The 13242-nt window shown below is 64.5% G+C and carries 8 protein-coding genes; 1 reads left to right on the top strand and 7 read right to left on the bottom strand.

The genetic code is table 11. The annotated features are described in order from the left end of the window. Positions 1-40: 40 nt before the first annotated feature. The 6 genes from BcanWU425_RS11200 to BcanWU425_RS11175 all read right to left on the bottom strand — a co-directional run bounded on the left by BcanWU425_RS11200 (position 41) and on the right by BcanWU425_RS11175 (position 10773). Entirely contained in the window at positions 41-2317 is a 2277-nt protein-coding gene (locus BcanWU425_RS11200; protein WP_085350277.1) for a glycosyltransferase family 4 protein, read from the bottom strand. Then, a complete protein-coding gene (locus BcanWU425_RS11195; RefSeq protein ID WP_204512044.1) occupies positions 2305-3270 on the bottom strand; it encodes a class I mannose-6-phosphate isomerase in 966 nt (321 codons plus the stop codon). The genes BcanWU425_RS11200 and BcanWU425_RS11195 overlap by 13 nt, the downstream gene beginning before the upstream one ends. A 639-nt stretch (positions 3271-3909) precedes the next feature. Then, on the bottom strand, positions 3910-4134 hold the full coding sequence (locus BcanWU425_RS11190) for a hypothetical protein (RefSeq protein WP_231190446.1): 225 nt from the start codon (positions 4132-4134) through the stop codon (positions 3910-3912). Between the two features lie 119 nt (positions 4135-4253). Then, entirely contained in the window at positions 4254-6839 is a 2586-nt protein-coding gene (locus BcanWU425_RS11185) for an EAL domain-containing protein (protein WP_231190444.1), read from the bottom strand. Positions 6840-6989: 150 nt separating this feature from the next. Continuing rightward, positions 6990-8282: an MFS transporter gene (locus tag BcanWU425_RS11180; protein ID WP_204513988.1), complete on the bottom strand. Its 1293-nt coding sequence runs from the start codon at positions 8280-8282 to the stop codon at positions 6990-6992. Between the two features lie 100 nt (positions 8283-8382). Beyond that, a complete protein-coding gene (locus tag BcanWU425_RS11175; protein WP_231190441.1) occupies positions 8383-10773 on the bottom strand; it encodes a bifunctional diguanylate cyclase/phosphodiesterase in 2391 nt (796 codons plus the stop codon). Between the two features lie 316 nt (positions 10774-11089). On the opposite strand from BcanWU425_RS11175, the gene BcanWU425_RS11170 reads away from it, so the two are divergent. Next, positions 11090-12256, top strand: a complete 1167-nt coding sequence (locus BcanWU425_RS11170; RefSeq protein ID WP_026232708.1) for an ABC transporter substrate-binding protein — start codon at positions 11090-11092, stop codon at positions 12254-12256. Between the two features lie 6 nt (positions 12257-12262). Here the strand turns inward: BcanWU425_RS11170 and BcanWU425_RS11165 are convergent, their stop codons facing one another. After that, on the bottom strand, positions 12263-13240 hold the full coding sequence (locus tag BcanWU425_RS11165; protein ID WP_204512048.1) for a hydroxyacid dehydrogenase: 978 nt from the start codon (positions 13238-13240) through the stop codon (positions 12263-12265). Between the last annotated feature and the right edge of the window lie 2 nt (positions 13241-13242).

Genomic DNA, 13242 nt, shown 5'->3' with positions numbered 1-13242 from the left:
GCCTCGATGGGTTGAAGGAGGAAATCGTAATCCTGCTCCGTCAAGCGACGAGAGGAGCAGGCTTGGCCCGGCTTTCGCTCAGGCGGGCAATTTGCCGAATCTCGGAAAGCCCAAGCAAATAGGACACCACCGATTCCCCTCCCCGGTTCTCATTGGGACGATCGGGGTGCAGGCCATCCCGGCAGCTTCCGGTCTCCAAATCGACCAGCGAGGCCGACAGGTCGTTGCTGCCCAGAAACCACGCGAAGACCCGCGCGGCTTCGGCTTTCCACTCGACATCGTGATCGGCCCGCCACGCGGCGAGGCATGCCGCGATGGTCGCCGCGGCCTCCAGCGGCTGCTGGTCGAAGGCTTGCGACGGTTGGCGTCGATCGCCAAACCCCGCCGTGCCGATCGGGCGGAATTGGCCTTTCGCTGAGGTTTGCCGCTTCACAAGCCAGCGCAACGACTCCAGCCCGATATTGACATAGCGCGATGTCTTGCTGGCAAGACCGGTCATGATCAGCGCCTGGGGCAAGCGCGCGTTATCATAGGCCAACCCGTCCTCGAACCAGACCCAATCGCCAGTTGCCACGGTGTCGAAGATCAAGATCAACCGATCGGCAAGCACGGCCCGCAGGCGAGTCGCCTGGACATCGCCCGGGACAGCCGAGCAGTAAGCATCGAGGCCCAGCAATACGAACGCCCACGCACGGGGCGAACGAAAATCTTCCACTGTCACCATTGCTTCGGAAAACAAGGCCGCGGCCCATGAGCGCCGCGACGAGCTGGCGTCGGTCAACGCGCACACGCCCAAGGCCCAGAGCGTACGTCCGTGACTGTCCTCCGATCCCTTGTCCTCCAACCAGCAGCGGTTGAAGCCCATGAAATTGCGAAATCGTCGTGTATCCGGATTCCAGGCGTGCTGGACGAAAGCGGCAAATCGCGCCGTCAGCGCTTCCGGCAGCCGCTCTTCACCCGGATTGTTGAGCGCACAGGCCACGAGCAGCGCCCGGGCGTTGTCGTCGACGCAATAGCCGTGGGCACGATCCGGCACGCTATGAACGGCATGCTGAAACAGTCCCGTGTCGTCGCACATCGACAGGAAATGGCCGAGCTGCATTTCCGGCGGGGCGCGGCTGTCGCGCAGCAGCGTACCAGTATCCATACGCGCGATGGTCTTGAGCCGATGCCGGCGGCCGGCGTTCTCGAAGACCGACATATAGCGCTCGGCGGTTCTTTCCCATGTCATCGCGCGGCTGCTCGAATAGGCGCGCTTGCGCATCGCCTGCCGAAGCACGTCGTTGGTGAGCAACTTGGCGATTTCAATGCCGAGCGCTGCCGCGTCGCCAAACGGAACCAGGATGCCGCGGCCCTCGGCCAATAGTTCACGGGCATGCCAATACGGGGTGGACACCACGGCTTTACCGAGGCCAAAACTGTAGGCCAGCGTGCCCGAGGTCATCTGGGCCTCACTGAGGTACGGCGTCACGTAGACGTCGGACATCGAGATGAAATCGAGCAGCGTTTTCTTGTCGACGAACTGATCGAGGAACACGACGTGATCCTCGACGCCAGCCTGGCGCGCGTGCGCCATCAGGGACTCACGATAAGCTTCGCCACGGTCGCGCACGAGGTTGGGATGCGTCGCACCGAGGACGACGTAAACGGCGTCGGGTCGGGTCTTCAGAATCGACGGCATCGCATCGATCATGACTTCGATACCCTTGTTCGGCGACAGCAATCCGAAGGTCAGGATGACCGACTTGTTGCTGAATCCGAGTGCAGCCTTGGCCGCGTCGGGTTCGACGAACGCAAATTCCGGGATGCCATGCGGGATGATCTCGATCTTCTCGTCAGCCACGTGATAGACGGAGCGCAACAATTCCCGACCTTTTTCAGCCATCACGACGATCTTGGACGAGCACTCGACGATGCGCGTGATGACGTCGCGCTGAGCCTCTGTCGGCTCGGACAAGACCGTATGCAGGGTTGTCACGATCGGTATGGTCAGGCGCGACAGAAGCGCCATGATCTGGCCTCCGGCTTCGCCGCCGAAAATTCCGAATTCGTGTTGCAGCGAAACGGCCTCGAAGCCGCCGCTATTCAGATAGGCAGCCGCACGGACATAGTCATCTTGCCTGTCGTCGTTGATCTCCAGGCCCACGGTGGCAGGATAATCGTAGACCTGGCCGTGATCGGTCATCGCGACGATGACCGTCTCCAGATCACTCCGGGACGCCGCAACGGCGCTCTGCAAGTCGGTGGTGAAGGTCGCAATGCCGCAGCGGCGGGGAAGCGAATTGCCGATGAATGCGATACGATTTACGGCAGCCAATTTGGCGTCTCCGATTGTTTGAGCGTGGCGGTCTCGACGGGAGACGGGACCAGGGTGCCGGGAAAGGCGTGCGGTGCGCGACTGGCGCTCGCGGCGCTGCGCTCTGTTAGCGCAGCAGGGTTTATCTTCGGGCCGGGATAGGCCAGGAGCGCTTTCAAGCCGCTCGCACCGACCTCGATTTCCGCATGGTCGGCTTCCAGGAAGAACGCCTCCCCCGGCGCCAGGCTCGTCGAGCCGAGTTGGGCGTGGCCTTCGATCGCCAGCAACCAGGTCTCTTTCGGTGCGTCGAGCATCCAAACGGAGCCTGGAGCAAGGTCCGTCTGCTCCAGCGCAAAATAGGAATTGACCGTGAGGACGGTTCGGGCGCCGCTCAGGCGTTCGGACGGCGATTGGATCTGGCGTGGGCCTGCCGTCGCCACCGCGACGGCATGGTCGATGTGCAGTTGGCGCGCTCGTCCGTAGTCGAACAGCCGGAACGTGGCGTCGCTGTGCTGCTGGATTTCCACGAGCACGATGCCGGCCCCGATCGCATGGATTGTTCCAGCAGGAATGAAGATGACGTCGCCTGGATGAACCGGCTGCCAATCCACGATATCGGCGATCGAGCCATCAGTGATCGCGGTTCGCAACTCCGCGGCGGAGCGCGGATGGTTCAGCCCCACCGCGACCCCGGCACCAGGGATCGCAGAGACGATGTACCAGGCTTCGGTCTTGCCGTTGGCAAGGCCGATCGAGCGCGCGAACGCATCATCCGGGTGAACTTGAATCGACAGGGGCTCGGTGGTGAAGAGCATTTTGAGCAGCAACGTCGTCTTCGGCGCAGCAAGACCCGGGCGCTCGAACCACAATTCCCCGATCGGCCCGTCGCTCGTCGACGTCTCACTCCAGGGCCGCAGATCGAGGCTGCCCCAGGGCTTCGGCTTGGTTCGCACGATGGCATGTTCGACCGTCAAGCGGGACTCCCCAAGGCTGTGCGATCAGTCGTTGACTGTTCGTGCCGGGCGCGGGCCGGTCCAGGGCGGAAGCGCATCCCATTCAGCCCTTCGCATGCGGCGCTCTTCATCGCCGACCTTGACGAAGACAAACGGAGCGTCGTCCTGCCCGGTCTTCGATCCCGTGAATGTGGCTGGAAGCCCGTTCGAATTTCGGATCGTTGCTGTGTTTGCCACGTAAACCTCCTGACGATCTGCGTGCGAGATCGCTGCTGCAGATCAATTGAAAATGGATTCCGCCGCATGCAGGCCGACGCAGCGACCCGCACCGGCACCCGAGATACCAATCAGTCCAGGAGATTTGTATTTTGGGATATCGGACATCCGACCGCCTGCGTGGTTGAGGCGGGAGCGCAATGCTCTCAGTCACCGATAACTGCCAAGGGCGGGCGGTGATCTCGAGCATATAGGAACGCCGTCACCCAATAGCGAGACGAGCGCATCGATCCGATCGGCTTTATTAGCTGTATCTTTGTGTTGGCATTGCTCTATGGTCACACGGCCTGACGTCTGAGTTGACGGGGCTCATCGCTCGATTTCAATACTGGCCGGCTGATCCCCCCTCTCAGAAGGGTTTTCGGCTATCGGAGTCGCATGGTTTCAACGGATGGTTTCCGGCAAGAGATTCGATCCCGGCTCGAATTGGCGAATGCGCAAGGCCGGCAGAACCTGACCATCGAATGTGGCGAGCTTTACCGCTCCATGAGCCAGCTGCCCACGTTCAATCGATGGATGATCTTCTGCTGCAACGCGATGCGCGCGGAAATGGCCTTGACCGATCATTTGATTTTCGATGACAGGAACGAAAGCCTGCTGACCGTTCACTATGCATTGCCGCGTCAATGCCGAGCAAAATCAAACCAGACACGATCGAAGTAACGCGTTTCGTTGATTTCGATGACTAGCCGGTCGTTGCTGCCGTGGCGGCTCCGAGAGTAGACGCCCTACGCCGACCGCTTCACCGCGGTCGCGCCGGCCGGTGCAATGTCGAGACGAGCCAGCATCGCCTGCGCCTGCTCGGCGCAGTGCTCGATCAGCCAGCGCTCGAACGCGACGGGCGCCAGCGCGGGCGCGTAGAGGAAGCCTTGCACGACGTCGCAGCCGAGCTCGGCCAGCACCTTGCGCTGCGCCTCGGTCTCAACCCCTTCGCCGACGACAGTCATGCCGAGGCCCTGCCCGACGCGCACCACAGCGGTGGCGATCGCGAGCGCGCCGGCGTCACGCTCGATGTCGCGCATGAAGCTGCGGTCGATCTTGAGCTCGCGGATCGGCAGATGGGCGAGCCGGCTGAGGCTGGAATAGCCGGTGCCGAAATCGTCCACGGAAAGCCCGACGCCGAGCTCCCGGATCGCGTTCATCGTCTCGAGCGCGGCGACGCTGTCCTGCATGAACGCGCCCTCGGTGATCTCGAGCATCAGCGCATCCGCCGGCAGATCGTATTCGGCGAGGATATCCTTGAGCCGCGCGGCCAGCGTGACGTTGCGGAAATTGATCGGCGACAGATTCACCGACACGGATGGAATGTTCAGCCCAGCGCGGCGCCAGCTCGCCATCTGCCGGCAGGCCTCGCGCACCGACCACAGGCCGATCTGCTCGATCAGGCCGCACTCTTCGGCGAGTGGGATGAATTTTGCCGGCGAGACGTCGCCGAGCTCGGCATCGTGCCAGCGCGCCAGCGCCTCGACGCCATGGATCGCGCCGTCGCAGCTGCGGATCTGCGGCTGATAGCGGAGGGTCAGCGCGCCCTCGGCGATGGCGCGGCGCAGCGCCGCAATCAAGGCCAGCCGCTGCTCGGTGAGCCCGTTCATCTCGGCGCTGAACAGGCGATGGGTCGAGCGGCCGGCCTGCTTGGCCATGTACATGGCCGCGTCCGCCTGCTGCATCAGCGTGTCGATGTCGGTGGCGTGATCGGGATAGAGGCTGACGCCGATGCTCGCCGACATCTGCAGCTGCCTCGAGCCGAGCCGCAGCGGCGCGGCCAGCGCTTCGGTGATTCCGGCCGCGACGCGCTCGGCACCCTCGGCGTTGCGCTGCGGCAGCAGGATCACGAACTCGTCGCCGCCGAGTCGCCCCAGCATGTCCTCGGGCCCGATCTGCTCGCGCAGGCGCTGCGCGAGCTGGATCAGGAGCTCGTCGCCGGCGGCATGACCGAGTGTGTCGTTGACGTCCTTGAAATGATCGACGTCGAGGAAGGCCAGCGCGACGTGGCTGCCGGTCGGGCAGGCATCGATGGCGGTGGTGATCAGGCGCCGCAATTGCGCGCGGTTCGGCAGGCCGGTGAGGATATCGTGATAGGCGAGCCGCGCGATCTCGGCGCGCGCTTCCTTGCGCTCGATCGCGAAAGCGCCGAGATTGACGCAGGCCTCGACGATGCGCCGATGCCAATTGCTCGGCGCGCGCGGCTCCCGGTAGTAGAAGGCGAACGTGGCGATGACCCGTCCGTCCTTGGCCTTGACCGGCGTCGACCAGCATGCGCGCAGGCCAATCGCGAGCGGCATCGCCTTGTACGGCCGCCAGCGCGGGTCGGTCTCCAGATCCGTCGCCAGCACCGGCTCGCCGTAGAAGGCCGCGGTTCCGCACGAGCCGACATTGGGGCCGATGGCAACGCCGTCCAGTGCGCGGGAATAGTCCTCGGGCAGGCTTGGGCCGCCGAGCGGATGGATCAGGCCCGCGGCATCGATATGAAGCAGCGAACAGACGACGTCGGGCGCGATCTGCTCGACACGGCGGCACAGCCGGTCGGCGATCTCGCCGATCGGAACCTCGTCAGCCAGCGCGCCCATGATGAGCTGCTGCAGCGAGCGCAGCTGCTTGGTCTCGGTGATATCCTCGAGCAGCGCGAAGATGTGCTTGACCTGGCCCTTCCTGTCGCGGAAGGCATCGATGCGAGCGCAGACCCAGATCTCCTCGCCGTCCTTGTCATAGGCGAGCATCTCGACCTCGCCCCGGTGGCCACCCTCCATCAGGCGCTTGACGAGCTTCGCAACGGCCTTGCGATCGGTGTGGCGGCCGGCGAGCAGGCCCCTGGCACGGCGGCCCTCGGCTTCCTCGCTGGTGTAGCCGAACAGCGTCGTGAAGGCGGCATTGACGTAGACGATGTCCTGGTCGGTGTCGGTGATGAGCACCGCGCGGTTGGTCTGGTCGGAGACGGCGTGGAGAAGCCCGATCCTGGCGCGGCGTTCGGCATCCGCGGTGACGTCGCGCGCGAACACGATACGATAGGTAATGCCTTCACTTGCAATGGCTGAAAGCGAGATGGCCGCCCGGATGCGGCTCCCGTCGTTTCGCATGAGGCTGATCTCGTCACGGAATTCTGCAACCGGATCGGCCTGAAGGCATTTGAGGGTGAGAATTTCGGCGTCGTGACCGAGCACATCAGCGCGTGCGAGTTTCCAAATCCGCTCCGCACCGGCATTGAAATGCGTGATGCGATGCGCGCTGTCGACGATGACGATGCCCTCGTCGGCGCGTTCGAGCGCGGCCAACAGCACTTCCGGAGTTTCTGTCATGGCACAATCGGAGGCGGACATCGCTAGACCCGGAGGCATCGGGAAATATGCAACCGACGCTAGCGCCACCATGGTGTCCAAGTCGTTTTTGCAGTCCCCTCGCACCGCGCCAAGACGCGACATGATTAACATTCCGCGAAAGAAACGAAGGTAATTGGGCGCGCACGGAACCTATTCGGCGCCGGTTTCCACCTGAAGCTTGCCGGCAACGGCGCGCACCTTGCGGGGCGCAGCTTGCCAGATCGAGAGCGCCGACAATCCGCTCACGATGATGGCGACGCCAAAGGCCAGCGTGTAGTCGCCGACCCGATCGTAAAGCAAGCCGGTGACCCAGGGACCGGCAGCGCCGCCGGCCAATGCCGCCAGCATGATCGTGCCGAAAATGCTGCCCTGGTGCTTGCCCTGAAAAATCTCGAACACCACTGCGCCCATGATCGAGGTCAGGCCGTAACCGAGCGCGCCTTGCGTGAACACCATGAGGTAGACCAGCCACAATGACGGCTGGAATTTCAGGGCCATCAGCGCCGCGAAAGAGATCGCAAAGCCCGCGCAGCTGATCGCCCACACCCATTCCCGCCCGATCCGGTCGGAGACATGGCCGAGCAGGATCTGGCCGGGAATGCCGAGCAGGCTGACGATGCCGAGTGCCCACACCGCGACACCCGGGCTAAAGCCGATGTCGAGCAGGAATTTGGTCTGGTGCACCTGCACCGCGTACCAGATGTAGAGGCCGCAGAAATAGCCGAGCGCGATCCACCAGAACCGTGTCGTGGCGACCGCTTTCCGGAGTGTCCATTCGGTCCCGGCCCAGACGGGATCGACGATGTTGGAGACGGGTTTTGCGGCGCCTGCGGCCGGGGCCGCATCGCCGTCAGGCCGCAGGCCGATATCCTCCGGACGTCGATGCAGGAACAGATTGATCGGCGCCAGCACGATCAGGATCATCAGGCCCATCGCCGTGCAGGCGGTGCGCCAGCCGGTCCCTTCGATCATGTGCTGCACCCATGGCAGCAGCGTCACCGAGCCGATGCCGACCCCGGCGAAGGCGATGCCGATGGCGAGGCCGCGCGTGCGGATAAACCAGTTCGGCAGGAACAACGACTGTCCGGAATAGCCGAGACACACCGAGCCGGCACCGACCATGACGCCGATGGTGACGTAGAGATGCCAGGGCTGGCTCGTGAGCGGCGCGAGCAGCAATCCGCCGCCCATCAGAACCACGCCGAGCTCCATCACCGCGCGCGGGCCGGCGCGGTCCATCAGCCGGCCGATCAGCGGGCTGACCATGCCCGAAACGACGAAGCCGAAGGAGAAGGCGCCCGCGGTGACGCCGCGCTCCCAGCCGAATTCGGAGATGATGGGAGGAAAGAACAGCGAGAAGGCGGTGCGCGCGTTGACGCCGATGGCCATGGTGACGAAGGTCACCGCGACCACGACCCAGCCGTAGAAGAACGGAAGCCGCATTGTGTGTTTCATCCCTGGACGGTCCTTCCGACCATCCGGGACCGCCCGGGTCAAGCGCTTTTCGCGCATGCCTCATTGAGCGACCCTTGGGCGGCCGCCCTCAGGCCGCGTCGCGTTGCGACGATTTGGCGGGCGCGTCGAACAGGATCCGTTCGATCGGCTGCGGGCGGCCGAACAGATAGCCTTGCGCGAAATTGACGCCGAGCGCCTTCAGCCGCTCGTACTCCTCGCGGGTCTCGACGCCCTCGGCGGTGACCGACATGTCCAGCCCGCGCGCCAACGTCACGATCGAGGAGATGATGGCGGAGCTGCGCGGCTGATGCGTGAGGTTCCGGATGAACGATTTGTCGATCTTGATCTTGTCGAACGGGAAAGCGGTCAGATAGCTGAGCGACGAATAGCCGGTGCCGAAATCGTCGAGTGCGAGCGCGATGCCGATGCTCTTCAGCCGCTCCATGAAGGCGTGGTTCTCGACGCCACGCTCCAGCAGCACGGATTCCGTGATCTCGATCTCCAGCCGCTGCGGCGGCAATCCGGAATCGGCGAGCGCCGCGCTGATCATCTCGAACAGCTCGGCCTCCTTGAATTGGATCGGCGACAGGTTGACGGCGACCGCAAGATCGGACGGCCAGCCGGCCGCGTCCGCGCAGGCGCGCCGCAGCACAAACTCGCCGAGCGGCACGATCAGCCCGGTCTCCTCCGCAAGCGGGATAAACTGGTCCGGCGCAATCAAGCCGCGCGTCGGATGCCGCCAGCGCACCAACGCCTCGAAGCCGCGCCGCGTGCCGCTGAGGGCGTCGACGAACGGCTGGTAGTGCACCTCGAGCTGGCACCGCGCGATGGCGTCGCGCAGATCGCCTTCCAGCGTGCTGCGCGCCTCGAGCTCGGCCGACATCGCCTTGTCGTAGATGGTGAAGCAGTTGCGGCCCGACGATTTCGAGCGGTAGAGCGCCAGGTCCGCCTTCTTCAGCAGCTGCTCCTGATCGCTGCCATGATCGGGCGCGATCGCAATGCCGATGCTGGTACCGATCTCTACGCGGTGTCCGGGAAGAAGGAACGGCTCGGCCACGAGCTTGGCGATCCGCCCCGCCAGTTCGGTCGAGCAGACGCGCTGATCCTCGCAAGCTTCCTGGATGATGGCGAATTCGTCGCCGCCGAGCCGGGCCAGCACGTCGCTGGTGCGCAAAGCGGATTTCAGCCGCTGTGCGACCTGACGCAGCAGCGCATCGCCGGCACCGTGACCGAGCGAGTCGTTGACGTTCTTGAAGCGGTCGAGGTCGAGCATCAGGATCGAGAAGGTCGGACCGGTGTCCTTCAAACGGCCCTTGAGCTCGTCGAGCCGGGCCAGGAAGAAAGCGCGGTTCGGCAATCCGGTCAGGATGTCGGTCTGGGCTAGTTCGAGCACCCGCCGGTTCGCCAGTGACAGCCGCTGCGAATTGCGGCTTGCGAGCATGAGATAGGTCGAAAGCGACAGCGTCAGCAGCATGCCGACGATCAGCACCGCACCCGCGCGATCGTAAGTCGTCTCCAGCGGACCGCCGGCAGCCGGAACCGCCCGCACCTGCCAATCGGTGTCGCCGATCTTGAGATTGCCCGACCAGTGCAGGGTCCGCGCGACGTCCCGCATCGTCTGCGGCGCCGTCGCGGCCGACGAGTAATCCGGCAGCATTTGCTCCAGGCCGACGATCTGACCCGCGAACGGCGGATAGACGTTGACGCTGACCGCGGGGCTTGCCCCGGTGGTCACGCGAATGGACTGGATCAGCAGCGGCAGGTCGAAGACGCCGACGACGAAGCCGGCGAGATTGCGGCGCCGGTCCACGACCGCGTCGCGCGACGTTCCCTTGGCGTAGACGGGAATGGCGACGAGGACGTCGGGCAACCGGCCGCCCTCCTTCGGCTCGTAGAGGCGGGTGCGAATGGCCCCTATCCGGTCGGTGTCGCGCGCGCGCTCGAGGACCGCGCGGCGCTCCGGAACGGTCGCGTAGTCCATTCCGTAGACTGGAGACGTCTTCGGCTGGGTCGAGTAGAACACCGGAAAATATTCGTCGCTCTGCGGCGCGGTCGCGAACGCATCGCCCTGGAGCGACTTGATGCGATAGCCGGACACGCCGTCCGTGATCGCCGCGGCCTCGTATTCGGCGCGCTCCTTGCGGTTCACCCGCGGCACCCAGGAGATGCGCAGCATGCCGGGATGGCGCTCGAACAGGCGGGCGCTGAAGGTCTCGAATTCGCTGCGGGTGATCTCCTGATTGGTCGATTCGAACAGCGTGCGCAGCGCGACGAGCCTGGAGATGTACTCGCTCATGCCGTTCTGCATGACGATCACTTCGGTCTCGGCCGCGTTCTCGAACTCGATCTTGTTGACGCGGCCTTCCCATCGCGCCACGGCGGCTGCAGCCACGACCGAAAACAGAAGACCGACGCCGACTGCGACGAGCGCAGGGCGATAGAGCCCGAGCAGCGGCGCGGCACGCCACCATCCGGTCATACGCCCCCGATCCTGATCGTTCTGATCCCGACCGCCCATTCCAAAAACCGCCGTCCCCTGTCGCGCTCAACCGAACCTCTGGTTGAGCCGCCGGAGCCACTATCGGAACAGGACCGCGGTTAAGAACTGCACAATTTCGGAACCCGGCTTTTCCGCATTACCCGGTTTAGTTAATGAAGTGCAGGATGATGCGGGCTCTGTCGAAGCAAGTTGCCGGTTTTCCCCGGAGTAGTACGGAGCCGTCGATACATCGCCGATTCATCCCGTGGCGATAGCTTTCACGAAGCTACTCACCGCACCCGGCAAGACTTTTCTGATGTATCGATCTCGATCTGCGACATGCATCGTCATGACCGTCGCCGTCCTGGCAGCAATCATGCTGCCGGCGAAAGCCGACGAGATCGGCGTCAGCGAGGATGCGATCCTGTTCGGCCAAGCCGCAGCGCTCGAGGGTCCCTCCTCCACACTCGGACAGCGCATGCGGCAGGGCATCGTCGCAGCCTTCACCGAGATCAACGCCAAAGGCGGCGTCCACGGCCGCAAGCTCCAGCTCATCAGCCGTGACGACGGCTACGACCCCGACCGCTCGCTGGCGCAGACGCTGCGGCTGATCGAGGACGAGAAGGTGTTCGCGCTGATCGGCGCGGTGGGCACGCCGACCGCGGTGGCGACGATACCGATCACCAGCGCCAGGAACGTGCCCTTCATCGGTCCCTTCAGCGGCGCTGAATTCTTGCGCGACTTCGAGCTTGCGAACGTGGTCAACATCCGTGCAAGCTATGGCGCCGAGGCCGAGGCGTGGGTCAAGCATCTCACCGAGGATCGCCATTTCACCCGCATCGCCATTTTCTACCAGGACGACTCGTTCGGGCGCGACGGTCTTTCCGGCGTGAAGCGCGCGCTTGCCAGGCGCGGCCTCGAGCTCGCCGCCGAAGGCACCTTCGAGCGCAACACCCGCGCCGTCGCGTCGGCCTGGCGCACGATCAAGCGCGTCGAACCCGAGGCGATCGTCATGGTCGGGACCTACGGTCCCTGCGCCGAGTTCATCAAGCTCGCGCACCGCAGCGGCGCCAATCCGACCTTCGTCAACATCTCCTTTGTCGGCGCCGTTGCGCTCGCCAAGGAGCTCGGCCCCGAGGGCGAAGGCGTCGTCGTCACGCAGGTCGTGCCGTTTCCCTGGGACCGCTCGCTTAAGCTGGTCGCCGACTACCAGGCGGCGCAGACGGCGTTCGACCCGGCGCTGACACCGAATTTCGTGGCGCTCGAAGGCTATATCGCCGGCCGTCTCGCGGCCGCGGCGCTGGAACAAGCCGGACCGCAACCGACGCGCGCGAGCCTGCTGCGCACCATCAACGATGTCGGCCGCTTCGACATCAGCGGCAGCACCATCACCGTCGGCATGCGCATGCTCGACGCGCCGCCGAAGGTGTTTTTGACGGTGATCCAGAAGGACGGGACGTTCAAAGCTGTGGACCGGCTATAGAGCAGATCACGGCCGCCGCGTCCAGCGGTCGGCGTTGACGGCGCCTTGCGGGATCTCGCCTTTGACGATCGCTTCGACCTGCCGCACGGTTTCCAGCGACTGATATTCGATCGCCTGCGGCGTCAGGCCGCCGACATGGGGCGTGGCGATGACGTTGGGAAGCTTCGCAAGCTCCGGGCTTGGCATCTGGTCGGGCGCGCGGCCCACATCCATCGCGGCACCCGCGATTCGATTTTCAAGCAACGCCTTCGCCAGCGCCGCTTCGTCGACCAGGTTGCCGCGGGAGAGATTGATGAAGACCGCATGCTTCTGCATCCGCGCCAGCGCCGCCTCGCCGATCAGATTTTCGGTCTGCTCGTTGGCGATGGCAAGGCAGACGACATAGTCGGACGCGGCGAGGAGCTCGTCGAGGCTGACCTGCCGGATGGCACCGTCGGTCACGGTCGCAAAGGGATCTGCGACCAGCACTTCCATGCGCATCACCTTGGCGATTTCCCCGAGATAGCGCCCGATGCTGCCATAGCCAATGATGCCGATCTTGCTGCCGGCGAGTTGACGGCCCATCCGCGCTTCCAGCTTGCGGCCGGCGTGATAATCGGCCGTCGCTCGCGATACGCCGCGGGAGAGATCGACCATGAAGCCAACCGCGAGCTCGGCAACGGCTTGCACGAAGCCAGGCCCGGCGCGGGTCACGAGCACGCCGGCGTTCGAGGCCGCCTCGACATCGACGTTGCGGATGTCGACGGCGCAGCGGACGAAGGCGCGCAGGCGCGGCAGTTGCGCAAAGATCTCGCCGCGTCCCTCGGTCATGCGATCGGCCACGATGATGTCGACATCTTGCGCAGCGCGCACGAGGCTGGCTGAGACCAGCGTCTCATCGCTCTCGTGCAGGATCACCTCGGCGGTCGCGCGCAAGCCGTTCAGGCTGCGATCGCCGTAGTAATTGCGGCGCATCTCCGGCGTGTGGGCCAGCAGGACTTTCACGG

It is taken from the genome of Bradyrhizobium sp. WU425, assembly GCF_021052305.1.
Lineage (GTDB): Bacteria > Pseudomonadota > Alphaproteobacteria > Rhizobiales > Xanthobacteraceae > Bradyrhizobium > Bradyrhizobium canariense_D.
This window is presented reverse-complemented; position numbering and strand designations above follow the sequence as displayed.